Source organism: Hathewaya limosa (assembly GCF_030815255.1).
GTDB classification, from domain to species: domain Bacteria; phylum Bacillota; class Clostridia; order Clostridiales; family Clostridiaceae; genus Hathewaya; species Hathewaya limosa.
In genome coordinates this window covers 123,650-149,271 of the sequence record NZ_JAUSWN010000002.1, presented here as the reverse complement: position 1 = coordinate 149,271, position 25,622 = coordinate 123,650, and the positions used below count along the sequence as shown (strand labels likewise).

21 protein-coding genes and 1 other annotated feature are annotated in these 25,622 nt (G+C 28.1%); of the genes, 14 read left to right on the top strand and 7 right to left on the bottom strand.

The genetic code is table 11. From position 1 onward, the window contains the following. Complete coding sequence (locus tag QOZ93_RS02040) at window positions 1–2,328, bottom strand: glycoside hydrolase family 65 protein (protein WP_307354922.1); 2,328 nt, start codon at window positions 2,326–2,328, stop codon at window positions 1–3. A gap of 294 nt (window positions 2,329–2,622) precedes the next feature. On the opposite strand from QOZ93_RS02040, the gene QOZ93_RS02035 reads away from it, so the two are divergent. After that, the gene (locus tag QOZ93_RS02035) at window positions 2,623–5,547 is read left to right on the top strand and encodes an insulinase family protein (RefSeq protein ID WP_307354921.1); all 2,925 of its coding nucleotides are present in this window, start codon (window positions 2,623–2,625) and stop codon (window positions 5,545–5,547) included. 71 nt (window positions 5,548–5,618) lie between these two features. Here QOZ93_RS02035 and wecB read toward each other — a convergent pair whose 3' ends face one another. Next, the gene (gene wecB, locus QOZ93_RS02030; protein WP_307354920.1) at window positions 5,619–6,773 is read right to left on the bottom strand and encodes a non-hydrolyzing UDP-N-acetylglucosamine 2-epimerase; all 1,155 of its coding nucleotides are present in this window, start codon (window positions 6,771–6,773) and stop codon (window positions 5,619–5,621) included. Between the two features lie 250 nt (window positions 6,774–7,023). Between wecB and QOZ93_RS02025 the strand changes: the two genes are divergently transcribed. From QOZ93_RS02025 to QOZ93_RS02000, 6 genes are all read left to right on the top strand, one after another. Beyond that, the gene (locus tag QOZ93_RS02025; protein WP_307354919.1) at window positions 7,024–7,401 is read left to right on the top strand and encodes a hypothetical protein; all 378 of its coding nucleotides are present in this window, start codon (window positions 7,024–7,026) and stop codon (window positions 7,399–7,401) included. Window positions 7,402–7,513: 112 nt separating this feature from the next. Beyond that, the gene (locus QOZ93_RS02020) at window positions 7,514–8,188 is read left to right on the top strand and encodes an ABC transporter ATP-binding protein (RefSeq protein ID WP_307354918.1); all 675 of its coding nucleotides are present in this window, start codon (window positions 7,514–7,516) and stop codon (window positions 8,186–8,188) included. Next, window positions 8,188–9,015, top strand: a complete 828-nt coding sequence (locus QOZ93_RS02015; RefSeq protein ID WP_307354917.1) for a hypothetical protein — start codon at window positions 8,188–8,190, stop codon at window positions 9,013–9,015. The genes QOZ93_RS02020 and QOZ93_RS02015 overlap by 1 nt, the downstream gene beginning before the upstream one ends. Before the next feature lie 3 nt (window positions 9,016–9,018). Next, a complete protein-coding gene (locus tag QOZ93_RS02010; protein WP_307354916.1) occupies window positions 9,019–9,816 on the top strand; it encodes a hypothetical protein in 798 nt (265 codons plus the stop codon). Between the two features lie 23 nt (window positions 9,817–9,839). Further along, window positions 9,840–10,682 carry a hypothetical protein gene (locus QOZ93_RS02005; protein WP_111944260.1) on the top strand — a complete coding sequence of 281 codons (843 nt, stop codon included), beginning with the start codon at window positions 9,840–9,842 and terminating at the stop codon, window positions 10,680–10,682. Between the two features lie 47 nt (window positions 10,683–10,729). Further along, a complete protein-coding gene (locus QOZ93_RS02000) occupies window positions 10,730–11,968 on the top strand; it encodes a competence/damage-inducible protein A (protein WP_307354915.1) in 1,239 nt (412 codons plus the stop codon). Window positions 11,969–12,058: 90 nt separating this feature from the next. On the opposite strand, the gene QOZ93_RS01995 is transcribed toward QOZ93_RS02000, so the two are convergent. Beyond that, a complete protein-coding gene (locus QOZ93_RS01995) occupies window positions 12,059–13,210 on the bottom strand; it encodes a S8 family serine peptidase (protein ID WP_307354914.1) in 1,152 nt (383 codons plus the stop codon). A 229-nt stretch (window positions 13,211–13,439) separates the two neighbouring features. On the opposite strand from QOZ93_RS01995, the gene QOZ93_RS01990 reads away from it, so the two are divergent. Continuing rightward, entirely contained in the window at window positions 13,440–13,631 is a 192-nt protein-coding gene (locus QOZ93_RS01990; protein ID WP_111944257.1) for an FmdB family zinc ribbon protein, read from the top strand. 50 nt (window positions 13,632–13,681) lie between these two features. Here QOZ93_RS01990 and QOZ93_RS01985 read toward each other — a convergent pair whose 3' ends face one another. Then, entirely contained in the window at window positions 13,682–14,572 is an 891-nt protein-coding gene (locus QOZ93_RS01985; RefSeq protein WP_307354913.1) for a selenium metabolism-associated LysR family transcriptional regulator, read from the bottom strand. Window positions 14,573–14,722: 150 nt separating this feature from the next. Next, window positions 14,723–15,148, bottom strand: a complete 426-nt coding sequence (locus QOZ93_RS01980) for a DMT family transporter (protein WP_307354912.1) — start codon at window positions 15,146–15,148, stop codon at window positions 14,723–14,725. Window positions 15,149–15,311: 163 nt separating this feature from the next. Between QOZ93_RS01980 and QOZ93_RS01975 the strand changes: the two genes are divergently transcribed. Together QOZ93_RS01975 and QOZ93_RS01970 are read left to right on the top strand one after the other, a co-directional pair. Further along, the gene (locus QOZ93_RS01975) at window positions 15,312–17,333 is read left to right on the top strand and encodes a methyl-accepting chemotaxis protein (RefSeq protein WP_307354911.1); all 2,022 of its coding nucleotides are present in this window, start codon (window positions 15,312–15,314) and stop codon (window positions 17,331–17,333) included. A 271-nt stretch (window positions 17,334–17,604) separates the two neighbouring features. Next, entirely contained in the window at window positions 17,605–19,620 is a 2,016-nt protein-coding gene (locus QOZ93_RS01970) for a methyl-accepting chemotaxis protein (protein WP_307354910.1), read from the top strand. Window positions 19,621–19,680: 60 nt separating this feature from the next. Here the strand turns inward: QOZ93_RS01970 and asnS are convergent, their stop codons facing one another. Next, window positions 19,681–21,072, bottom strand: coding sequence for an asparagine--tRNA ligase (asnS, locus tag QOZ93_RS01965; RefSeq protein WP_307354909.1), 1,392 nt, complete (start codon window positions 21,070–21,072; stop codon window positions 19,681–19,683). Between the two features lie 91 nt (window positions 21,073–21,163). Beyond that, window positions 21,164–21,405, bottom strand: a binding site (T-box leader). A 57-nt stretch (window positions 21,406–21,462) separates the two neighbouring features. Continuing rightward, on the bottom strand, window positions 21,463–22,020 hold the full coding sequence (locus QOZ93_RS01960; protein ID WP_111944251.1) for a hypothetical protein: 558 nt from the start codon (window positions 22,018–22,020) through the stop codon (window positions 21,463–21,465). A gap of 293 nt (window positions 22,021–22,313) precedes the next feature. On the opposite strand from QOZ93_RS01960, the gene QOZ93_RS01955 reads away from it, so the two are divergent. From QOZ93_RS01955 to QOZ93_RS01940, 4 genes are all read left to right on the top strand, one after another. Further along, a complete protein-coding gene (locus QOZ93_RS01955; protein ID WP_111944250.1) occupies window positions 22,314–23,570 on the top strand; it encodes a UDP-N-acetylglucosamine 1-carboxyvinyltransferase in 1,257 nt (418 codons plus the stop codon). A gap of 36 nt (window positions 23,571–23,606) precedes the next feature. Beyond that, complete coding sequence (locus QOZ93_RS01950; protein WP_307354958.1) at window positions 23,607–24,392, top strand: MBL fold metallo-hydrolase; 786 nt, start codon at window positions 23,607–23,609, stop codon at window positions 24,390–24,392. A gap of 12 nt (window positions 24,393–24,404) precedes the next feature. Continuing rightward, the gene (locus QOZ93_RS01945) at window positions 24,405–24,977 is read left to right on the top strand and encodes a GerMN domain-containing protein (RefSeq protein WP_111944248.1); all 573 of its coding nucleotides are present in this window, start codon (window positions 24,405–24,407) and stop codon (window positions 24,975–24,977) included. 140 nt (window positions 24,978–25,117) lie between these two features. Further along, window positions 25,118–25,615: an SEC-C metal-binding domain-containing protein gene (locus QOZ93_RS01940; protein ID WP_111944247.1), complete on the top strand. Its 498-nt coding sequence runs from the start codon at window positions 25,118–25,120 to the stop codon at window positions 25,613–25,615. The last annotated feature ends 7 nt before the right edge of the window (window positions 25,616–25,622 follow it).

Genomic DNA, 25,622 nt, shown 5'->3' with positions numbered 1-25,622 from the left:
CTATTTTGTAATAATAACATTATGTCCTTTAAAGTTTATGTTAAGTTTATCAAGATTTCCTTTAAGTATTTTAGCCTTTATTTCTGTTTTCTCTAAAGTAATTTCTAACAATTGACCTCTATAATAAATTTTAAACTTAATTTTTGTCCAATTATCAGGAAACCAAGGGTTAAAACAAAGGATTCCATTTTTATTAATACTCATACCAGCGAATCCCAAAATAACTGATTGCCATGTGCCACCAGCTGAAGCTGCATGAATTCCTTCTCTAGTATTATCTTGATTATTATTTAAATCAACTAGAGCAGAACGTTTCAAATATTTATAGGCCATAGAATTATTCCCAACTTTTAACCCCATAATAGAAAATACGCTAGGACTTAGTGAAGAACGTTGAGATGTCCTTTTTTCATAGTAATCATAATTTATTTTTTTTGATTTCTCATCAAAATCTTCTTCTAATAGAAACATAAGCATAATAACATCAGCTTGCTTATTTATAGAAGTGTTATGTATTCCATAGGAGAGAGCTTCTTTAGGGATAATTGGCATGTTATTTTTATCATATTCATTAATAGTAAAATCCTTTAATTTAAAATACCCTTCAAACTGTTCTATGAGTTTACTGTTTTTACTAAAAGGAATATAGAGCTTATGATGTACATTTTCCCAGTTTGCTAATTCATCTTTAATTAATGATATTTTATTTGTAAGATTCATATAAACTGAGAAATAATTTTCTTTTAACATATTAAGTATTTCAAGTGCCTTTTTAATATTCCATTTAGCCATATAATTTGTATAAAAATTATTATCAACTGGTTCATGCCACTCATCAGGACCTGTTACAGCTAATATTTCATATCTATCTAAAACTTTATTATAAGTACATCTAGATACCCAGAATCGTGCTGTTTCAAGTAATATTTCTGCACCATATTTAAGTATAAAATCTATATCATTTGTTAATTTGTAATAATTATAAATACCAAAGGCTATGTCAGCAGTAACATGATGCTCATATTTTGCTACATAGCATCTGTAACATGAACCATCTGGTTCAATAGTCCAATCAGGACATTGTTCTGTACCATCATCGGCAGATTCCCAAGGATATTTAGCGCCTTTATATCCATTTAATTTAGCATTTTCTCTAGCACTATCTAATAGGTTATATCTATATTTTAATAATGCTTTTGCTGTTTCAGGATCAGTAAATATAAAGAATGGTAACATAAAAATTTCTGTATCCCAATAAGCATGTCCGCCATATTCCTCTCCATGAAGAAGCTTTGCACCTAAACTTACATGTTCGTCAAACTTATTAGATGTACTCATTAAATGAAAAATATTAAATTTAAGCGCTTTATCTATAAGGTTATCACCCTCAATTTCTACATTAGCAACATACCACATATTTTCATATATTTTAATATGATTTTTAAGTTCTTGATCTATACCTGTAATAATGAAATCAGAAAGCTCCTTTTCTACATTTAGCTTAATATCGGTGCTTGGAATATCTCGTTCTGTATATATGGATGCAAATTTATCAATTACTATAGTTTCATTTTCTTTAACATCAAAATCCATGAATTCAAGTGAAACCTCACCAAAACTTGAGTATCTTCTATTTTTTATAATATTTTGTGTATCACTATTTTTATATACCTTAACCACAGAACCAGTACCAATGTGTAAGTTATGATCTTTAGTAGAAGTTTCTATATAACATCCTTTATTATTTAAATTAGATACTTCCAATGTTTTTAAATGTTTTACTCTAAATCTTGGGAAATCTTTAAAGTTTAGTATTGTTCCATCTATTATATTTTCCATTTCCATGACACCAGAATAATTTAATGGAGTGATAAAGAATCTTATAGCAGCCCTATGAAGATTATTTTTGCTTATAAATCTATATCCTTCTATCAATGTTTCACGACCATTGGCGTCTCTTAACTTAAGTTTTTTAAATAAAATGGATTTTTTCATATCTAAAACTCGTAGAAACTCCAAAATTTCACAGTCTTCAATTCCTAATAAATTTCTTTCTACATAGAGTTTTAAAGGAAGCCAGTTAGGTGTATTAGCAAGTTCTCTCATAAAAGCCTCTGATTTATCATATACACCGGCTATATAAGTGCAAGGTAAAGAAATCTTAGTTTCTTCTTCATATGAGGCTCTAGTACACATATATCCATTAGTTAATGCAAAGTTTGTTTCATATATTAAATTATCTTTAGGAACATATTTGTTTTGGATAATAAGCCAATTGTCATCACTCATAAAATATTTTATATTTTCAGAAAATTTATCCTTTATCATTTAAAATTCTCCTTTTACCACAATTCAAATTAAAAATATTATACTATATTTAATATTAAAAAATGAATAGATTAAGGTGAAATAATTTTATAATTTAAAATTTTTAGAAAAAATATACAATTTTATTCTTATATATGATAATATCTAAAGTAAGAGTTTTTGTGTAAAAATAAGAATAGAAGTAAATAATAATAATTGAACTATTCTTTCCTAATTCATAATTTTGGTATAAAATAAGATAAATATAATTGTATATAAAAGATAAGTTTGTATATGCGAAAGGAGCTAAGGGAAATGAAATTTTTACTAAACAATACGTATCATGGGTTTAAATTAATAGAAGAAAGACAAATAGAAGAATTAAAGGGTGTAGGAAGAATTTTTGAACATGAAAAAAGTGGTGCAAGACTACTTTCTATACAAAATGAAGATGATAATAAAATTTTTACAGTTTCTTTTAGAACACCACCTTATGATAATACAGGAGTTCCTCACATATTAGAACACTCAGTTTTATGTGGATCTAGAAAATTTCCAACAAAAGAGCCTTTTGTAGAATTAATAAAAGGATCTTTAAATACATTTTTAAATGCATTTACTTTCTCAGATAAAACAATGTATCCTGTTGGAAGTACTAATGATAAGGATTTTATGAACTTAATGAATGTATACTTGGATGCTGTATTCTATCCAAATCTTCATAATACACCAGAAATATTAATGCAAGAAGGTTGGCATTATGAAATAGAGAATAAAGAAGAACCTCTAACATATAAAGGTGTTGTATATAATGAGATGCAAGGGGCGTTCTCTTCACCAGAAGGAATCCTATTTAGAAAAATACAAGAATCATTATTTAAAGATACTATATATTCTAATGAATCTGGTGGTGATCCAGAGTTTATTCCAAATTTGACTCAAGAACAATTTGTTGCATTCCATAAAAAATATTATCATCCAAGTAATAGTTATATAACTTTATATGGTAATGGAGATTTAGACAATCAATTAAAGTTTATTGACGATGAATATCTAAAAGACTTTGATAAAATGGTTGTAGATTCAAAAATTGATTTACAAAAACCTTATATGGAAAGGAAAGAACTTGAAGTACCTTATTCATTGTCAGCAGAAGAAGATGAAAAAGATAAAACTTTCTTAAGTTTAAACTTTGTAGCAGGAACTTCAAAAGATGATATAGATCACTTAGGAATGGATATATTAGAATATCTATTATTAGAAAATCCAGCATCACCACTTAAAAATGCTTTAATATCTTCAAAAATCGGAAAAGATGTGTTTGGATTTTTTGATAGTTCTATTATTCAACCTGTGTTTAGCGTAGTTGTTAAAAATTCAAATCCAGAAAAGAAAGACGAGTTCGAGAAAATCGTTTTTGATACATTACAAAAATTAGTTGATGAAGGCATTGATAAGAAGTTAATAGAAGCATGCATTAATATTACAGAATTCAAATTAAGAGAAGGAGAATCAGGATATCCAAAAGGATTATTAAACTCAATGATTGCCATGGATAGCTGGTTATATGATGGAGATCCGTTCTTATTTATTCAATATGATAGATTAATAAAAACTATAAGAGAAAAAGCTGAAAATGGATACTTTGAACAATTAATAAAAAAATATCTTTTAAACAATGCTCATAGTACATTATTAGTTTTAAAACCTGAAAAAGGTTTGGGGGATAAAAAACAAAAAGAATTAGTGGAGAAACTTAAAACTATAAAAGACTCTCTAAGTGATGAAGAATTAGATAAAATAATAGAAAATACAGCTAGATTGAAAAAAAGACAGAATACACCAGACAGTGAAGAAGCACTTAAAACAATTCCATTATTATCAATAGATGATATAGAAAAAAATGCAACAAAACTTGATACAGAAGTTAAGGATGTTAATGGGGTTAAGATACTTAAAACTAATACATTTACAAATAAAATAGCATATATAATGCCCGTATTTGATATAGGTGCCTTAGAAAAGGATTTAGTTCCTTATGCCAGCTTATTAGGATATATCCTAGGTAAAGTTAGTACAGAAAACAAAAACTTTATGGAACTTGCAAATGAAATAAATATTAATACAGGTGGTATAGATTTTGGTGCAGAGGCTTATGTTGACAATAAAGATGTAGATAAATATTATAGAAAATTCTCTATAAGAGCAAAAGCTTTAACAGATAAAGTGCCAGAACTTATGAAGATTTTAAGTGAAGTAATAACTTCTTCTAAGTTTGATGAATATAGCAGATTGCATGAACTTATAAGAGAATTAAAATCAAGAATAGAGATGAGTATCCTAGATAGGGGTCATACTGTAGCATTTAATAGATTAATTTCTTACTTCTCACCAGCTGGAGCATATATGGAAGAGGTAATAGGAATAAGTTTCTATAAATTCTTAGCTGAATTAGATAAAAATTTTGATACTAAGAAAGAAGAAATTAAAAATAATCTAGAAAAAGCAAGTGGAATTATTTTTAATAAAAACAATTTGATTATAGGTGTAGTTGGAGAGAATCCAGAATTTAATGCAGCAGAACAAAGTTTAAGTGAATTAACAGATTCATTAAGTGATCAGGTTTTACAAGAAGTTAAGTATGATTTTAAAGTTGAACCTAAGAATGAAGGATTATTAACTCCAGCTAATGTTCAATATGTAGCTAAGGGATTTAATATAAATAAACTAGGATTCAATTATTCAGGTACATTAATTGTAGCTAAAACTATAATTAGTTTAGATTATTTATGGAATAAAGTTAGAGTTCAGGGTGGAGCATATGGATGTTCTACAAGACTTTCAAGAGGTGGAAATGCTGGATTCTCATCTTATAGAGATCCTAATATAGAATATACTCTAGATGTATATAACAATACAGAAAGATATTTAAAGAATTTTGAAGCCTCTGAAAGAGAAATGACCAAATATATAATTGGAACTATAAGTAACTTAGATTATCCATTATCACCAGCAATGAAGGGTGAAAAAGCATTATCACAATATATTAAAGGTTTAAAGTTTGAGCAGATCCAAAAAGAAAGAGAAGAGGTCTTAAACACTAATGTTGATAAGATAAGAGAACTAAGCAAGTTATTCGAGGAATTAATGAAACAAAACTTCTACTGTGTATTAGGTAATGAGAATAAAATTAAAGAAAATAAAGAGTTATTTAATAACCTAGTAACTTTATTTGAATAATTTTTTCAAATAAAGTTGTGTTAAAGTAAAAACTAAGATACATAAATATTTTGTATCTTAGTTTTTTTATTTTATATAGTATTAAAATCTTCTGGTTTGTTTTTTATATATCCATAATAATATAGAATATCATCAGCTATTCTCTCAGATGCCTTGCCATCACCATAAGGATTAACGGAATTAGACATTTGGGTATATTCACCTTCATCAGTTAATAAAAGTTTAGCCGTATCTATTATGATTTCTTTATCTGTACCAACAACCTTAACAGTACCAGCAGCAACTGCCTCAGGTCTTTCCGTAGTATCTCTAAGAACTAATACAGGTTTTCCAAGATGTGGTGCTTCTTCTTGAATTCCACCTGAATCAGTCATTATTAAATAACATTTATTCATTAAGTTATGAGTTTCTTTTAGAGCCAATGGTGGTAATAAATGTACATTTTTAGTGTTACCTAAAATCTTATGAGCAGTTTCTTTAACCAATGGGTTAAGATGAACTAAATAAACAATTTCTACGTTATCCATTGTTTCAGCTATATTTTTTAAAGAATAACATATATTTTCTAATGGTTCTCCCCAATTTTCTCTTCTATGAGCTGTTACCATTATCACTTTTTTATTTATAAAATCTATAGAATTTAATTCTTTATTTTCAAATGTATAATTTTGTTCAACAGTTGTTTGCATAGCATCAATAACAGTATTGCCTGTTATAAATATATTATTATCTTTTATTCCTTCTTTTAACAAGTTATCATTGGAGGTTTTAGTAGGAGCAAAATGTAGGTCTGCAATATGCCCAGTTAAAACTCTGTTAGCTTCTTCAGGAAATGGAGAATATTTGTTATATGTTCTAAGCCCAGCTTCTACATGTCCTACAGCTATTTTATTATAAAATGCAGAAAGACTAGCTGCAAAGGTTGTAGTTGTATCTCCATGTACCAGTACTAACTGAGGTTCCTCTTTTATAAATATATCATTAAGTCCATTTAATACATTTGTTGTTATTGAACATAGAGTTTGTTTATTTTTCATTATATTTAAATCATAATCTGGTGTAAGGTTAAAGACCTCTAATACTTGATCTAACATCTCTCTATGTTGAGCAGTTACACATACTTTACAATCGAATTCATCTCTTTTTTTTAGTTCATTGACAAGAGGACACATTTTAATAGCTTCAGGTCTAGTACCAAAGATAGCCATTACTTTAATCTTATCCATTGAATCACATCCTTATAATATTTATAAAGCATTTAAAAAGTATTATATGAAAATAATGTTACCTTATATAAGGTATATTATCAATATTAAATGCTAACTTGTTTTTTTATAATATTAAGGATGCCTATGATATCGTAAACGTGTTTCTTAATAAGAATATGTTTTTTAATACTAATTTTGCCTATTTTATGAAAATTAGTACAAATAGTTAAAATATTCTGTATAATAGACAGTGAAAGTGGAGTTGATTATGAAAAAAAGTATTAGTAAAATTTTAATAAGTACAGTTATAGTGACAGCCATTTCTATCCCAGCAGTATTTGCTTCTTATCAATCCTGGTATAGTTCTACTATACCATTACCTAGAACTGGTTTGTGGAGAACAGTGGCAAGAAAGGCTACTTGCAGTGTACAAAAAACACAAGCAGATTCGAAATACGATATATATGGTCGTATAGTAAGTAATGGTAACGCTGTTCTAAGTAGTTATACAAAACATCGTGGTGGTCATGGAGATGTAAAACGCCATAACACAGGTGCAGTCACTGTAGATACATTAAAAACTGAGTTTAAGACATCTACAATAAACTATTGTACAGCTAGATGTGTTTTAGGTTGGGCACCATAAATTACAGTGTTAAAAATTTTTATCTAACTTTAATAAGACTGTTTTTAAAGTATTGAATCATTAAAAACAGTGTTTTTTTATATAAAATATTATTTTTAGGGTGGTGAATGTTATGGAAAATTATATTATAAATATAAAAGATGTTACTAAAAGTTTTAAAGGACAAATTATTTTGGATAATATAAACTTAAAAATAAATAAGGGTGATGTAATTGGTATAGTCGGAAAAAATGGTTGTGGTAAAACTACTTTGCTTAGAATAATTTTAGGACTTATACACGTTGATAAAGGGGATGTTATGGTATTTAATGAAAAGGTTTTAAGTGGGATGTTAGGAAACTTGCCTAGGAATATGTCAGCTTTAATTGAAACACCTAAATTTTTATCTCAATTTTCTGGACTTGATAATTTATCTATGTTAGCTTTAATAAAAAATATAGTTGATAAAGAACAGATAAAAGAAGCTATGACTAGGGTGGGATTAGATCCTAATAGTAAAATACATGTAGGGAAGTATTCTCTTGGTATGCGTCAAAGATTAGGTATAGCACAGGCAATAATGGAAGATCCAGAAATAATTCTTTTTGATGAACCTACAAATGCACTAGATGATGAGGGTGTTCAAATGTTTTTCAATATTGTAAAGAAGTTTTCAAAGAGAGGTACTACTTTCATTATTGTTTCACATAATAAAGAAGACATAAGTTATTTGTGTAATAAGGTATATAAAATAAGTAACAAAACACTTAATATTGAAGAAGGAGTTAATAAAGAGGAGATCTTATAATGATTAAATATAGTATAATTACATATTTTAAGGTTAGATGGAAAAAGTGGATTAAAGTAACGTTAATATTATTTTTTATATTTATTTTATTAAGGCGTATTATACCAGATGTCTTTAATGTACCTAGTGGAGGTAAACTTAAAATATGGGATTTTGTATTTAGTTGTTTATCTGAACCTATAATTTTTATATTAGTGATTCCTATATTATATGTATATTTAATCTCAGATATAATTATTAGTGATTGTAAAGCAGGATATATAAATTTTATACTATCTAGGTCAAACAATAGAGTAGAATATTTTCTTTCCAAGGTAATAATTATACTTTTAACATCTAACTTGTTTATTTTACTTTGTCTTATAATATTAGTTTCCATAGGAATGCTATATAGAATGCCCTTTGCAGGTGGTAATTATAATATAGTGTATATAGCTATTAAATCAGGTGAAGGTGTTTTAGGTCTTTTAGCTAAGCAATATGGATTAATGGTATTAGAATTACAGTTTATGGGTACTTTCATGATAATAATGTCCTTGGTCTTAAGGCATTCAATTTATAACTACATAATACTATTTCTTTTTATAGTAGAATCTCATCATACAATATTTAATAGTCATAAGAGACTTCCTATATCTGTGCTTTCTCAATCTTCTATTTATTTTCATATACCTTATCATAAGTATGTGGTAATTAAGGATGTTTCAGATGTACCCAATATATTCACCGTGCAATATTCAACGATTTTTTTAGTTGTTTTAATTAGTATATGTATTGCTATGGGATGTATACGGGTTAAAAAAATGTGTTTAAGTTCAGAGGAGTAAAGAATGAAGGGGTTAATTTTTAATGAATTAGGTTTATGTTTAAAAAAAAGAAATTTATATTTATTTTTTATGATTCAACTAGTAATAATTCTAAGCATAGTTAATGTTTACAATAATTCTAAAGAAGGAATTATAGAGGTTACTAGAATAGATGGATTTTTAGGAGTGTGTGGTGGAAGTAATAGGATATTTTTATTAGGACCATATGTACAGTGGATTTTGAAGGTTAGTATTATATTTATAATATGTGAAGATGTTATGGGATTCAAAGAAGGATTTGATACTATGATGTTGACTAGAGTAGAATCTAAAATAAAATGGTGGTTAGGTAAGGTTATAACAATATTTATTATAGTTTTAAGTTATAGTATTCTAATTTGTATCGAAGGAGACATTCTTTCTATGATTGTCCTTGGAAAAGCAAATTATATAAGTCAATATACTAGATGTTATTATCCTAATATATTAAATTTTAACAACTCATTTTTAATGTTAAAGTTTACTGTATTTATCATTTTAACTACAGGTGTTTTTGCAGTAGTTACTTTAGTAAATAGTATAGGAATATTATTTAATAGTAATAGAAGCCATCTATTTATAATGATATTTTTACTAATATTAGAAGTAGCCTATAATAGTAAACTTATATCAAGGATGTTTTCACCTATAAGTTTTGCATCAACTTTAGATTTAAATGGGGGACTGAAAGAATATGTTTCTCAAATTATGTTCAATATTTTTATTAGTTTTATAAGCATATTAACTAGTATTTTTTTACTATTAAAAAAGGATTTAAAATAGTAAATGTGAGGAGAATAGATCATATGTATAAACGTTTCTTAAAAATAGAATTTAAACGAACATTTTTTAGCCATAGAATGTTAATGGCTTTAGTAATGTTTATGAGCATATTTATTTATATATCAACTAGGTATAAATTAAATGTACCTATCAATCCTAGTTATTCAAAAAATCAGATTTTAGAGCAATCTAATTGTTTTATAAATTTCTTAAATACTATGGGAAATCCATTAGAAAGTTTTATGTGTTTAGTTTTCCCTCTAATTATATTATTAGTAGTAGGAGATTCTTTATTTCTAGATTATAAAACTAGTTTTTTAAAATTCTCCATTACTAGAATCAACTATAAAAAATATATTTTTTATAAAACTACAGCGATAGCATCAATAGCATTTGTATTTTCACTAGTATTTCAAATATTAGCTTTTATATATAGTGTAATCTCTACTCCATTTTATTTGCCAACTAAGATGTCCATAATAGAAGAAATAGCACCTAAGTGTAATGGAGAATTATTTGTAAGAAGCCCTTTTGCTTATATAGGCTTAACAATGATAATACTATCTCTAATAGCTACGGTTATATCCGTAGTAGGTGTACTAACATCTAGTATTTCTAAGAATTCATTTTCTGTTATTGGAGCACCTTGGTTAATATATATACTAGGGTCAGAGATTATTTATATTATAGGTCCAGATTTATTAGATGCTATGCAATACATAAATCCTATGAATATGATGGGACCTGTATTGTTTATGGAATCAACCAAATTAATTTATGTTGTAATCTATTGGATGGTGTTATTAGTAGGAATATCAGCGATTTCGTATAGGCTTGCTTTAAGAAAGTTTAACTTAGGGTTATAATAACTTTAGGGATATGTTGTATAAATGTTTTAGGAGGCGTCAGTTATATGAAAGCTGAAATTTTATGTGTTGGCACTGAGATATTATTAGGAGATATATTAAATACAAATGTTCAGTATTTATCTAAAAAGTTAGCATCACTTGGAATAAATGTGTATCATCAAACAGTAGTGGGGGATAACAATGAAAGACTAAAAGAAGCTTATAAGCTAGCATTTAGTAGAGCAGATATAGTTATTTCTACAGGAGGGCTTGGGCCTACCAAGGATGATTTAACAAAGGAAATAGGAAGTAGCTTTTTTAATAAAAAGTTAGTTTTACATGAAGAAAGCTTAAAAAGAATAGAAGAACATTTTAATAGACTAAAAAGAAATATGGCAGAAAATAATAGAAAACAGGCGTATATGCCTGAGGATTGTATTGTTCTTAGAAATGATCATGGAACAGCACCAGGGTGTATCATAGAAGATGATAAAAAGATGCTCATTTTAATGCCTGGTCCACCAAGGGAAATGAGACCAATGTTTGAAGAATTCGTTATGCCTTATCTTAGAAAGTTTTCACACGAAATTCTTTATTCTAAGGTTATAAGAGTTTTTGGAATTGGTGAAAGTAGAGCAGAGTATACAATTAGAGATATTATAGATAAACAAACAAATCCAACGGTTGCTCCATATGCTAAGGATTGTGAAGTTACATTTAGAATGACAGCTAGATGTAAAGATGAGACTGAGGGTGAAGTATTAATAGCACCTATGGAGAAAGAAATTAGAAATAGATTAGGCAATAATGTATATGGTGAAGGACAAGATACCATTGATAAAGTTGTGGCTAAAAAACTTGTAGATAAAAATTTATCTATAGCGGTAGCAGAATCATGCACAGGGGGAATGGTTACTTCGTTATTAGTTGAGTATCCAGGAATTTCTAGAATTTTAAAAGAAGGATTTGTTACTTATACAGAAGAGTCTAAAATAAATAGATTAGGTGTTAATGGAGAAACAATAAAAAAATATACTGTTGTAAGCTCACAGGTGGCAGAAGAAATGGCGGAAGGCGTAGCTAGAACATCAGGATCAGATATAGGAATTTCTACAACTGGAATTGCAGGACCAGGAGGAGGAACTGAGGAACAGCCTGTAGGTCTTGTATATATTGGAGTCTATTACAAAGGAAAGATTAGCAGTAAAGAACTTAACTTAACAGGAGATAGAAATCTAATTAGAAAAAAAGCTTCCATGTATCTTTTAGATATGCTTAGAAGGGAATTAATAAAAGAAGATTAACAAATGTAAAATTATAAAACAGACTATATTTTATTTTTAAATGTAGTCTGTTTTTTTATTATAGTTGAAAAAAACGAATACATACAATATCTAAACTTTCTTTTTAGTAGCTTTAGGGAGAGTAAGGTCTTTAACATATACCATCCCATGATTTTGAAGTTCTTTTGGCATATCTAATTCAGTAGAGCTAAGTTTTAATAGGGAGTATATATCTTTTATGGTTAAATCATTTCTATGTTCATATAGTAAAGCACAAATACCGGCGTAATATGCACCAGCACAGGCAGAACAATTTATTTTCACATAATTTGTGGAAAGGTGAGGGGCATATAATTTTATGTTATCTTTTTCAGGGATATAATTGATGTTCATAAATAATGTATATATATTACAACAAGGAGCTAAAAAATCAGGTTTTCTTTTTCTATAACATGGACCACAAGAAGAAAATTTGAACATTTCTGATGGCTTTATTGAAGAAAGTCCACCAACACATATAATGTTATTAAGTGTTGAAATTCCTTTTATTGTATTTTTTGAACCTTCATTACTACCAGATGGTACAATCAAGGTTACTCCTTTATTAGCCAATACATTAAATGATTCTTGAAATAAATCTAGGATAAATTTATCATTTTGGAAGAGTTCAAAGGGTAAATAGATAATTTTTATATTAAAATTTATTAAATCTTTTTCTAATAAGTAAAGAGAATATAATATATCACTTATATAACCTTTGCCATTTTTATTGAATGCTTTTATGGAATAAAAATGGCATCTAGGTGCTACACCTTTAATATTTCCTTCTGAACAAAAGCCGTTTCCACCAATAATTCCACCCACAAATGTTCCCATACCATTGTCATCATAAGCATGTGAAAAACCATTAATGAGATCTATACATTTTATAATTCTATTTTCAGGTTTAATAAGATCTTTGTTAGGATAAAGACCTGTACTAATAAGGCCTACAGTAACATTTTTACCATTTAATTCAAAGTTATTGTTTGTATCAATTACTTTTGAAAGGTATAAATTTTCTTTTTCTAAATTAATTTCAGTTACATCGCAGGGGATAGAAAATGCAAAAGTGTCAAAATCTATATAAGATACTTGAGGATATTCGATTAATCTTTCAATTAGTCGTCTATTAATGAGAGCGCAAGTACAATTTAGGCTAGGAATGGTTCGTATAATTTCGCATTTTGAATTAGATATTTTTTTTTCAATGCGTTCAAGCAATGTACTACATTTTATAATGACCCTATATTTTTCGTATAAATAATTATCAAGTGCATATTTCAAGTTGGGGCTGAGTTTATTTTTTAAATTAAACATAATTTCCTCCATACTAATTAAAAAGGCTACTTCATATATAGTATAGTTTTTATATTAGAAATGTTAAAAAAATTATGATAAAATTTAAATTAATAGTTATAATATTTATGTTAATGAAAGGATAGTGTTCTCAATGCCTTTAATTGATTTTAAATGTAATGATTGTGAAAAGGAATTTTTTGAAATAGTAAAAAATTCTAATGAAGAGGTAAAATGTCCAGAATGTAATAGCGTTAATGTAAAAAGATTATATAAGGGAAAGTTTTATGGTAAGTGTGAAGGAAAGTGTAATGGAAATTGTGGAGGATGTTCTGGATGTCACTAAATTAAAAGGAGATAGTTATATTCCTATCTCCTTACTATGTAATAAAACTATTATTTAAGGTTAAAGTCTTCCTTACACATAGTAAAGAATGCCTTAGCCGTAGGACTTAATGTTCTTCGAGAATTTGTTACTAAATAAATATCTCTTTTTAAACTTAAGTCTCTTATTTTACTGCATGATAGATTACTATCAAAAGCAAAATTTTTAAATACATTTGAAGAAACAATGGAAACACCCATACCAGTTTTTACAAACTGGATTAATGTGTCAAGATTATTAACTTCACATAGTACATTAAGTTTGTTTATATCTAATTTTTCACTAATTAGTGATTCAAAAGTGGCCCTAGTTGCAGAGCTCTTTTCTCTAAAAATAAATTTATATTTTAATAGATTTTTTAATTCTATTTCTGAAGGTAAATTTAAATTAGAATGAGATATTAATATTAATTCATCTTCTAACAATTTATAAGTTGTAATCTTATCATGATTTATAGAACTGCCAACTATACCGATTTCACAGTCAAGATTCATAATAGCTTTTATAATTTTGCCTGAATTTTGTTCATTTACATTGAATGTAACATCAGGATATTTAACACTAAACTTTTGCATAAGTTTTGGCACAATAGAATTACAAGGAGTAGTGCTAGCAGAAAGATTTAATTTACCAGAAATGTTACTATTAAAGTCAGATAATGCAACTATAGCATGATTTCTAGTATTTATAATATCAACAGCATAATCTAAAAAGGATTCACCTGCAGGAGTTAGGTTTACTTCTTTAGATGTTCTATCGAAAAGTTGTATGCTTAGTTCTTTTTCCAAACTTGCAATATGAGAACTAATAGTTGGTTGTGATAAAAATATAGTATTTGCTGCTTTAGAAAAACTTTTAAACTTGGCTACACTAACAAAAGCTTCTATTTGTTTAAAATCCATAATTATCCCCCTAAAAGTATTATCCAATTATATTATGAGGTTAATTATAGAAAATATCAATAGGTTTTAGTTATAAAAGCTATAATTATTTGAAAATTTGCACTTGACAAAAAGAAAAATATGGAAGATTATTTACTTAAATTAAACTATCTATTTACATTTAAAAATAATTATCCCAATTAACATCATTATTATCCCGATATATTTGTTTATTCCAAATGCTATTTTTTCTGTGTTAAATAAAGCAAGGGCATCTATAATAGCGGCTGTTAACAATTGAGCAATTAAAATTATGGAGATGGAACAGGTAGGACCTAATTTATTAATACCAAGCATTACAGTAATAGTTATTAATGTTCCTATTATTCCTCCTGTTAAGTATAATTTATTTAAGGAACTTATTTCTTTGAAACTTCCGTTTCTAAAGAAATAAAATAAAATTAATGTGGAAACAAGTGCAACACCTTGAACAATTAAATTTGTTTCCCATAGACCTATTTTTTTACTAGCATTAGTATTAAAAACACCTTGAATACTCATTAAGAATCCTGCTAGTATTGAAAAAATTATTCCCATAAAGAAACCTCCTTATTTTTAAAATTTTTAACGGTGTATTTAGTGTTTCCCTAAAATTCAATAATATTTAACACAATTTGAGAAAGTAATGTAAAAAATATTAAAATAGTTCAATAATAATTTTATAATTTATTATAAGGGGAATTTAGGGGAGGACAATTTAATGAAAAAAGTTACAAACAAAACAAATTACAGAATGACTTTGAACAAAAAAATTATTATCTTAGCCATTTTATTGATAGCAATTCCACTTACAATTTCTACATTTAATTCTTGTTGTAGATTTAGAAGTGATTTGAAAAAGAATTTAGCAGACAACAACATGGTGGTTATTGAGCAATTGCAATATAACGTAGATACCTTTATTAAATCTTATGAGGACGATATAAGAACGATTTCACAAGATTTATTTATTAAAGATAATGTTAATAAAAAGGAAAAGAAAGCAGAACTTGAAAAGAGTTTTGAAAATTATGTTAAAAACCACAAAGAAGTAGAGTTTTTATACATAGGTACTAAGGATGATAGAATGATAAGCTATCCTAGTAGTGATGATTTAGGACCGGATTATAAACCAACTCAAACAAGCACATATAAAAAACCTGTGCAAAAAAGTGGGATTTCATGGTCAAGACCTTATCCAGATAAGGGAACAGGGGTTTATGTTGCAACAGTATCAATACCACTGTACAGTGAAAAAAGTGAAGTACTTGGCGTGGTATTTATGGATATAAACTTAAGTAAACTTTCTAGTATTGTAGATAAAATACGTTTTGGAAAAAATGGATATGGATTTATATTAAGTAATCAAAATAAAATACTAGCACATAAAGACAAAAAAATGTTAGGTAAAGAATTTGATATTAAGGAAGTTACAAAAGAAGTTAGAAAAGTTAAAGGCAATGTACTATACAACAAAAAGGATAATATCGGCAGTGCTGAGAAATTAGCTACATTCGTCAAAATTAAATCTTTAGGTTGGACATTGGTAGGAGTTTCTTATTTTGATGATTTAAATAAGCAATGTGCTAATATATTCGTGCAAAATTTAATTTTAGCAGCAGTATGTTTGGTAATTGCAATATTTATAGCTATATATTTTTCAAGGATACTTAAGAAAAATATAGACTTATTACTTAAATCAATTAAATCAGGCGAAACAGGAGATCTTACAACAACATGTGATATAAAAAGTAAAGATGAATTTGGGTTAATAGCGTATAACTTTAATAAGATGATAGATTCTTTAAATAAGCTATTTAAACAAATTAAAAATGTTTCAGTTGAGCTTGGTGGTGACTCTAGTATGTTAGCGGCTAATACAGAAGAAAGTAAAGCCACTTTTGATGGAATAAATGGAGCAATTGTTGAAATTGCAAATGGCGCTAATGATCAAGCTGAACAAACAGATAATGTATTAAATATATCAAATACTTTTGGACAGAAAGTAAATTCAATATCACAAGAAAGTAGAGATATTAATGACAATATAGAAGAGATCGTGTCCATAAATAAGGATACTATAGATATTATGAGAAATTTAGAAGAAAATACTCATAATAGTAGACACATAATAGATAAAGTGGGAGCAACTATATCAGATTTAGATAGTAGTATAGGGGATATCGGTAGTATTTTAGATACTATTAATTCAATTTCAGAACAAACTAATTTACTTGCGCTAAATGCATCTATAGAGGCAGCAAGAGCAGGAGAAGCTGGAAAGGGCTTTGCTGTTGTTGCAGATGAAATTAGAAAGTTAGCTGAAGGTTCTAAAAATGCTACGGAGAATATAAAAAATATAATAGTTAATATTAAGGAAGAAAGTAATAAAACAGTGGAAATAGTAGAGACCTTAAGTGAAACATCATCGATTCAAGATAAGTCTGTGGATAATGTAAATGATGCTTTCAATAATATATCTGATGAGGTTGAGGTTATTTCATGTAAAATAAAAGTAATTAGCGAAAATATAATGGAACTCACAGAACTTAAAAATGAGATTTTAGAAAGCATGGAAAATATATCAACAGTATCACAGGAAACAGCATCTTCTACAGAAGAGATTACAGCATCCGTTGAACAACAAAGTTATACTATTTCAGAAATAGCTAATGCTACAGAGAAATTAAGTAATTTAGCTAAAAATTTAGAGAATGAGATAAATAAATTTAAACTAGACTAGCAAAAAAAAGACTATGAACTTATTCAGTTCATAGTCTTTTTTGTTGAATATTTTTATCTAAAGAATCTTTTATGACAATATAAAACAAATGAGTTGGAAAAGTAACAAAAAAGATTAGAATGCTATTGTTAATTCATTATCAAAATGTTATTATGTAAAAAGATTACAATAAATTAATGAAATATAAAGTTAATTTAAAATAATCTAAAAATACAATACAATACAATACAAAATACAATACAAATAATAAGGACAAAAGGGGGAAAGCTTTATGAAAGGTAAGAAAAAGTATAAAAGGACGTTGAATAGGAAGATTATATTTCTATCAATTATACTAATATCTGTACCATTGATTATTTCTACTTTTAGTGCGTGCATTAAGGGAAATATTTCTTTAAAAGAGAATCTAAAAAAAGATAATTCTCTTTTAATGGAGCAGTTACAAAATAATATACAAAATTTTGTTAATTCCAATGAAGAAAATTTAGATGAATTTAGTAAAGATCCTTTTATTGTAAACAACCTAAATAAAAAAAATATGGAAAAATCAATAGTAGCAGACTTTCAAAATTACATAGAAAGTCATAAGAATGTAACCTATCTATATATAGGAACAAAAGATAATAGGATGATCAGTTATCCATTGAGTGATGATTTAGGTCAAGATTATAAACCAACAGAAACAAAATCATATAAAAGAGCTGTTAAGGAGAATAAGATTATATGGTCTAAACCTTATAAGGACAGAGGAACAGGACAATATGTAATAACAGTATCAAAACCTATATATGATAGTAAGAACACATTATTAGGTGTAGTATCTATGGATTTAAGTTTGGAAAATATCTCTACAGTTGTACAGAAGATTAACATAGGCGAAAAAGGTTATGCGTTTATATTAAGTGATGATAATACTGTTATTGCACATAAACATAAAGACATGTTATCTAAAAAATTTAATGTAGATAAAGTTAATAAAGAGATAGCTTCGAAGGATAAAGGAAGTATAGTTTATAATTTAAAAGATAATATAGGGTCTAATGAAAAACTTGCTACATTTACAAAGATAAAATCACTTGGTTGGACGCTTATAGGTAACGTTTACTTTGATGAAATTCAAAGGCAAAGTAGATCAATATTAATTCAAAATTTTATTATAGCCATAATTTGTTTAATAGTAGCCATTGCCATTGCTGTATATGCCTCTAAAAAATTTAATATGACAATTAATAAATTACTTGAGTCTATTAATGCGGGCGGAAATGGAGACCTTACTGTAAAATGTAACATTGAAAGTGAAGATGAATTTGGGTTAATAGCTCACAATTTCAACAATATGGTACAATCCTTGGGCAATTTATTTAAAGAAGTAAAAGATATATCAGGGCAACTTGCAGAAAAGTCTGGTCTTCTAGTTTCAAATGCAGAGGAAACAGATGCTACTTCAGACGGAATAAATGGAGCAATTATAGAAATAGCTAAAGGGTCAAATGAGCAGGCAGAAGAAACAGAGAATATTTTAAAAGTTGCTACAGAATTTGGAGCACAAGTAAATTGTATAGCTTCAGATAGTGAAGAAATCAATATTAATACTAAAAAGATTGTTAATATCAACAAAGAAACTATGGAGATTGTAAAAATATTAGAAGAAAATACTGAAGACAATGTAGATACAATACATGATGTGGGAGTTAGTATAAAGGGATTAGATAATAAAGTAAGCGATATTGGAGAAATATTAGATACTATCAATTCAATATCAGAACAAACTAATTTACTTGCATTAAATGCATCTATAGAAGCTGCCCGAGCAGGGGAGGCAGGAAAAGGATTTGCTGTAGTAGCTGATGAAATTAGAAAACTTGCTGAAGGATCTAAACAAGCTACGGAGCATATAAAATACATTATTAATAGTATTCAACAAAATAGTAGTAAAACAGTACAAGTTGTAGATAAGTTAAAAGAAACATCTTCTATTCAACATAGTTCGGTTAAAAATGTAAATATAGCTTTCAAACATATATCAACAGAAGTGGATATGATATCATCTAAAATAAAGGCTGTTACAGGAAGTATACAGGAATTAGATGAGGCTAAAAATACTCTATTGGATAGTATAGAAAATATTTCGGCAGTATCTCAGCAAACAGCATCATCAACAGAAGAAATTACAGCATCTATAGAACAACAAAGTTCAGCTATTTCTCAAATTGCTAATGCTGCAGATAAGTTAACCCAATTATCTATAGTTTTAGAAAAAGAGACAGACAAGTTTAAATTAAACTAAAATTAAAGGATATGAATTTTTATATAAAATTCATATCCTTTTTATTTATTAATTATTTTATTAGAACTCGGCGTTCTTTGGAGTTCTTGGGAATGGTATTACGTCTCTGATGTTATTTACACCAGTTAAGTACATAATAGCTCTTTCGAATCCTAGACCAAATCCAGCATGTTTAGTTTCTCCATACTTTCTAAGATCTAAGTACCACCAATAATCTTCTTTATTAAGTCCTAATTCTTCTATTCTTGATTCTAGAACGGAAAGTCTTTCTTCTCTTTGACTACCACCGATAAGTTCACCTATACCAGGAACTAATAGGTCTGCAGCAGCAACAGTTTTATTATCATCATTCATTCTCATGTAGAATGCTTTAATTTCTTTTGGATAGTCAGTAACAAATACTGGTTTTTTGTATATTTTTTCTGTTAAATATCTTTCATGCTCAGTTTGAAGATCTATTCCCCATTCTACTGGATAATCAAATTTTTCACCACATTCTTGAAGTAATTTAACAGCTTCTGTATAACTTATTCTAATAAAGTCAGAACTTAAAACAAGATTTAATCTATCTAATAATCCCTTATCTACGAAGTTGTTAAAGAATTCCATTTCTTCGGGAGCATTTTCAATAACGAATTTAATTATATATTTAACCATATCTTCTGCAACATCCATATAATCTTTAAGATCTGCAAAAGCCATTTCAGGTTCTATCATCCAGAACTCACTTGCATGTCTAGTTGTGTTAGAATTTTCAGCTCTAAAAGTTGGACCAAATGTATATATGTTTCTGTGAGATAAGGCAAAGATTTCACCTTCTAATTGTCCACTTACTGTTAAGTTAGCTTCTTTTCCAAAGAAATCCTTAGAATAATCAACTTTACCATCTTCTGTTTTTGGAACATTGTTAAGATCTAGAGTAGTTAATTGGAACATTTCGCCTGCACCTTCACAATCACTACCAGTGATTAGTGGAGTGTTAACATATACAAATCCTCTTTCAAAGAAGAAGTTATGAATAGCATATGCAGCCAGAGAACGCACTCTAAATACTGCAGAATACAAATTTGTTCTTGGTCTTAAATGAGCTATTGTTCTTAAGTATTCAACAGAATGTCTTTTCTTTTGTAGTGGATAATCATTAGAAGAAAGACCTTCGATTACTATTTCTTCAGCTTTAATTTCAAAAGGTTGTTTAGAGCCTGGTGTTTCAACTACTGTTCCAGTTATAGATAAAGAAGAACATATAGGTAGTTTTATAACTTCCTTAAAGTTTGATACGCTTTCATCTATAACTATTTGAACGTTTTTAAAAAAACTACCATCGTTTATTTCCATAAAAGCAAATGATTTAGAATCTCTAATTGTTCTAACCCATCCAGAAATTTTAACCTTTTTGCCTACATAAGAATCAGTTTCTCTATAAAGTTTTTTAACTAATATTGATTCCATATTATTACCTCCTAATAGATAATTTAAATAATAAATTGTTCTTAATAATTATTTTTTGTGGTTAATAATAAAAAAACCTTTCAATCCCTAGTTATGGGACGAAAGGTATATTCCGTGGTACCACCCAAGTTGAGATAAAATCTCCACTTAATGCTGTGTAAAATTACAGTTTCCATAAAATAACGGTATGGTTCCGACTAAGCCTACTATGCATTAAGCAGTTCGGTTAGTAACTCAGAGATGTTCTTCGATAGAGGCTTCGTATTAGGCTTACACCATCCCTAATTCGCTTTGACTACTTCCAATATCTACTCTTCTCATCATCGTTCTTAAAAATATTAATTATAACTATATTTTAACCATTTTTATATATAAAAATCAAGAAGTACACTAAAAGTTTTTAAGTGGGAAACTTTTTATAACGCAATCTTTTTTATTACCATTTAGCTTCCAAAGCTCTATTCTATTTATTTTTGCGACACTTAAATAGTCTGCAGGAAGTAAATTTTTATTTACAGTAAGTAAGGATTGGCTTGAAGCTTTTTTTACGTTATAATTGGTGTTCGCCATAGGAATTTTTAAACTAGAACTTAAATTTTCACAGGTCATGGAGTTTAGATTAAAACCATGAAGTGATAATATTTCTAGTATGTTTCTTGAAATTCTAGATATATAACCTTTTTCGTCTATTATTAGACCTACCTGTTTATGATCATTATTCACATATATAGAATTGGTTATTTCTACCTTAAATTTTTTATATGGGTTAAGTATTTTAGATACAACCATATCTAGTTTTTCAAGATTTGGATTTACCATAGTACTTAAAGGAATATAAATAGAAGGATTACTTTTATATAAGCGATATCTTCTACATACCTGTTTCTGGATACTTTCTATTCTATTGTGAGATTCCTCATCAAATAGAGCAACTAATTGATATTTCATTATAACCTCCAAATATAAATACAATTATATCCTTACTTAAATACTAATATAAGGTTTTTTACACAGAATTTCAATATAAAAAGATGAAAATGATATAAAATTAATAATTATCACTAAAATCCTCAATAATAAATTTCATTAAATTACCATTTATGAAATTAAAGTTGTATAAAAAAGTATATTAAAAATCCCTTAAGTTATGATATAATAAAAGTTATGATATCGAATAAAATTTGAGAATTATACTTTTTAAAATAGAAGAAATATATTAATAAGATAAGGATGGTTAGGAAATGGAGAAACTTGTTATAAATGGAGGTAAAAAGATTTACGGTGATGTTGAAATAAGTGGTGCAAAGAATGCAGCAGTTGCTATTCTACCTTCATCTGTACTTGCCAGCAAAGGTGTTTCTGTAATTGAAAATGTTCCAGATATTGAAGATGTTCATTGTAGTTTAAAGATTTTAGAAAGTTTAGGATGTAAAGTTAGTAAGAATAAAAATACAGTAACTATAGATAGTACAAATATTACAACAGTATATGCAAACACTGAAGATGTTCGTAAAATGAGGGCATCATATTATATATTAGGTGCTTTATTAAGTAGATTTAAAGAGGCTAGTGCAGATCTTCCAGGTGGATGTCCTATAGGGGTAAGACCTATAGATCAACATATAAAAGGATTCGAGGCATTAGGTGCAACAGTAGAAATTAATGGTGGCACAGTTAAGGTCAAAGCAGATAAGTTAGTTGGAACTAATATATTTTTTGATGTTGTAAGTGTAGGAGCAACAATGAATGTAATGATGGCTGCAACTTTAGCAGAAGGTGTTACAGTTATGGAGAATGTTGCAAAAGAACCTCATGTAGTTGACCTAGCTAACTATTTAAATTCTATGGGTGCCAATATAAAAGGTGCAGGAACTGATGTTATAAGAGTAACAGGAGTAAAAGAACTTAAGGGTTGTAACTATAGTGTAATTCCAGATCAAATTGAAGCTGGTACATATATGATCGCAGCTGCGGCATGCGGCGGAGAAGTAAGAGTTAAAAATGTAATTCCAAAACATTTGGATGCAATAACTGCAAAATTAGTAGAAATGGGTGTGGAAGTATTAGAAGAAGACGATTCAGTAGTAGTTAAGTCAAATTGTGGACTTAAGGCTGTAAATGTAAAAACTTTACCATATCCAGGATTCCCAACAGATATTCAACAACCAATGAGTAGTTTACTTTGTATTGCTGATGGAAAAAGTATAGTTAATGAAAGTATATGGGAATCAAGATTCAAGCATGTAGCAGAATTAAATAAAATGGGTGCTAAAGTTGATGTTAATGGAAGAACTGCAGTTATTGAAGGTGTGCCTTCATTAAAAGGTGCTAAAGTAGTAGCAACTGATCTTAGAGCTGGGGCAGCCATGGTTGTTGCTGGCTTAATCGCTGACGGTATTACTGAAATTACTGGTATTGAACATATAGATAGAGGATATCCTCATATAGAAGATAAGTTTATAAGCCTTGGAGCAGATATAAGAAGAGAAAATATATAGTGTCAGTTGAAGGGTTTAATAGAAAAGGAGTTTGTTATGATATTTTGTCCTTTATATAGTGGAAGTAGTGGAAACAGCATATTTGTTGGTTCAGAAACCACAAAAATACTTATAGATGCAGGATTGCCAGGTAAAAAGATAGATAGTGCTTTAGAATATATTGGAGAAAATACTAATGATGTTAAAGGTATATTTATAACCCATGAGCATTCTGATCATATAAAGGGTGCTGGGATATTATCTAGAAAATACAACATACCTATATTTGCCAATAAGGAAACGTGGGAAAGTATGAAAGATAAACTGGGAAAAGTTAAAGAAGAGAATGTTAAAATTATGGAAACCGACTCAGTTGCTATAGGAGATCTATGTATACAAAGTTATAAAACTTCTCATGATGCTATATCTCCAGTAGGGTATAATATATACAATAAAAATAAAAAGATTTCTATTGCTACAGATTTAGGATATTTTTCGAATGGCGTGAAAAATTCTATTGAAGATGCAGATGTAATATTGTTAGAAAGCAATCATGATGTTGAAATGTTGAAATTTGGACCATACCCTTACCCTCTTAAAAGAAGGGTTCTTAGTGATGTAGGACATTTATCTAATGATGCTTGTGGCGAGGCAATAGTGAGTATACTAAAAAATAAAATGAAAAAGATTTTTTTAGGTCATTTAAGTAAAACTAATAATTATCCTGATTTAGCATATAAAACTGTAGAGAATATTTTAAATGATAATGGGATAAAAATAGGTAAAGACTTAACTTTAGCCATGACTCATAGAGATCATCCTAGTGAAGTAACAATATTTTAAGGAGAGGTAATTATGACTAAAAAAATGATAGTTATGTCAGTATGCTCTTTATCAATAATTTCTGCATTAATTTTTGGTGGATGTGAGAAGAAAGATAATCTGGCTAGCAATTCCAAAGAGAAAATAGAAAGACTACAAACAAAGGAGCAAAAAGAAAACTCAATAGGTATAGAATTATATTTTGATGGATCTAAAGATGGAAAAACATCAGAACTATCAAAAGAAGATAGAATATTAAATAGTGATGAGGTATTAGGAGAGGTTATCCTTCAAGAATTAATTAAGGGACCAACAGTAAAGAGCAATCTTAAACCCGTAATACCTAAAGATACTAGACTTATTAGTTTTACTATAAGAGATAAAATAGCAACTATTAACTTTAGTAATAAAATTTTAGTTACTATGACACCTGAGAAAGAGGAGACTTGTCTTAAAGCAATAGCAAGTTCCTTAACTCAACTTCCGTCTGTAGAGAAGGTAAAGATACAGGTGGAAAATAAAAACATTGACACACTTGGTGGAAATTTTGATATTTCTGAGACATTTAATAAAAATGAAGTTAATCTAAAAAAAATTGGTAAATAGATAATTAATGAATAATATAGATATATGATGTAAAATGTATATAATATATTTATATATGGTTGAAAAAACTATGTATTTTTATTATAATTCATTAATATAAAGCATATTTGAAAAAATACTAAACAAAGGGGTATAAAAGAATGAGTTTATATAAAGAATGGACTGATTCAGTAGTTGAATTCGTAAAGACTAAAGGAGAAGGCGCTTTTTGGAAGCAATATGGCGAGGTAGAAATTAAATTCTACACAAATTTATTAGGAAATCATACTAAAACTTTAGAAGGTAAGGTTGAAGATTTAGCTGCTAAATTTGATATAGAATTAATAAAATTTATAGGAATTCTAGACGGGCTTAATGAAAGCTTTGTAAAAGAATTAGACCTAGAATCCGTGGAAAAAGATACAGAAATAAACGTTGAAATAGACTTTGAAAAATTATACTTCAATATGTTAGATGCTAAGGCAGACTACTTATTTGGATTACCACAATGGGAAGGTATTTTCTCAAGAGAAAAGAGAAAAGATATCCAAAAAGAATATAGAGATTCTAAGACAATAGTTAAAGAAGTTAGAATCGGAAGAAATGATCCATGTCCATGTGGAAGTGGTAAAAAATATAAGAAATGCTGTGGTAAATAATTCAAGC

What these genes read in the sequence shown, in the direction of transcription:
- QOZ93_RS01985 (WP_307354913.1), bottom strand. Translation starts at nt 14,572, where the DNA reads ATGGATTTTAAACAAATAGAAGCTTTTGTTAGTGTAGCCAAGTTTAAA.
- wecB (WP_307354920.1), bottom strand. Translation starts at nt 6,773, where the DNA reads ATGGATAAGATTAAAGTAATGGCTATCTTTGGTACTAGACCTGAAGCT.
- QOZ93_RS02010 (WP_307354916.1), top strand. Translation starts at nt 9,019, where the DNA reads ATGAAGGGGTTAATTTTTAATGAATTAGGTTTATGTTTAAAAAAAAGA.
- QOZ93_RS02005 (WP_111944260.1), top strand. Translation starts at nt 9,840, where the DNA reads ATGTATAAACGTTTCTTAAAAATAGAATTTAAACGAACATTTTTTAGC.
- QOZ93_RS01990 (WP_111944257.1), top strand. Translation starts at nt 13,440, where the DNA reads ATGCCTTTAATTGATTTTAAATGTAATGATTGTGAAAAGGAATTTTTT.
- QOZ93_RS01975 (WP_307354911.1), top strand. Translation starts at nt 15,312, where the DNA reads ATGAAAAAAGTTACAAACAAAACAAATTACAGAATGACTTTGAACAAA.
- QOZ93_RS02025 (WP_307354919.1), top strand. Translation starts at nt 7,024, where the DNA reads ATGAAAAAAAGTATTAGTAAAATTTTAATAAGTACAGTTATAGTGACA.
- QOZ93_RS01970 (WP_307354910.1), top strand. Translation starts at nt 17,605, where the DNA reads ATGAAAGGTAAGAAAAAGTATAAAAGGACGTTGAATAGGAAGATTATA.
- QOZ93_RS01950 (WP_307354958.1), top strand. Translation starts at nt 23,607, where the DNA reads ATGATATTTTGTCCTTTATATAGTGGAAGTAGTGGAAACAGCATATTT.
- asnS (WP_307354909.1), bottom strand. Translation starts at nt 21,072, where the DNA reads ATGGAATCAATATTAGTTAAAAAACTTTATAGAGAAACTGATTCTTAT.
- QOZ93_RS01955 (WP_111944250.1), top strand. Translation starts at nt 22,314, where the DNA reads ATGGAGAAACTTGTTATAAATGGAGGTAAAAAGATTTACGGTGATGTT.
- QOZ93_RS02000 (WP_307354915.1), top strand. Translation starts at nt 10,730, where the DNA reads ATGAAAGCTGAAATTTTATGTGTTGGCACTGAGATATTATTAGGAGAT.
- QOZ93_RS02035 (WP_307354921.1), top strand. Translation starts at nt 2,623, where the DNA reads ATGAAATTTTTACTAAACAATACGTATCATGGGTTTAAATTAATAGAA.
- QOZ93_RS01980 (WP_307354912.1), bottom strand. Translation starts at nt 15,148, where the DNA reads ATGGGAATAATTTTTTCAATACTAGCAGGATTCTTAATGAGTATTCAA.
- QOZ93_RS02020 (WP_307354918.1), top strand. Translation starts at nt 7,514, where the DNA reads ATGGAAAATTATATTATAAATATAAAAGATGTTACTAAAAGTTTTAAA.
- QOZ93_RS01945 (WP_111944248.1), top strand. Translation starts at nt 24,405, where the DNA reads ATGACTAAAAAAATGATAGTTATGTCAGTATGCTCTTTATCAATAATT.
- QOZ93_RS01960 (WP_111944251.1), bottom strand. Translation starts at nt 22,020, where the DNA reads ATGAAATATCAATTAGTTGCTCTATTTGATGAGGAATCTCACAATAGA.
- QOZ93_RS02040 (WP_307354922.1), bottom strand. Translation starts at nt 2,328, where the DNA reads ATGATAAAGGATAAATTTTCTGAAAATATAAAATATTTTATGAGTGAT.
- QOZ93_RS01940 (WP_111944247.1), top strand. Translation starts at nt 25,118, where the DNA reads ATGAGTTTATATAAAGAATGGACTGATTCAGTAGTTGAATTCGTAAAG.
- QOZ93_RS02015 (WP_307354917.1), top strand. Translation starts at nt 8,188, where the DNA reads ATGATTAAATATAGTATAATTACATATTTTAAGGTTAGATGGAAAAAG.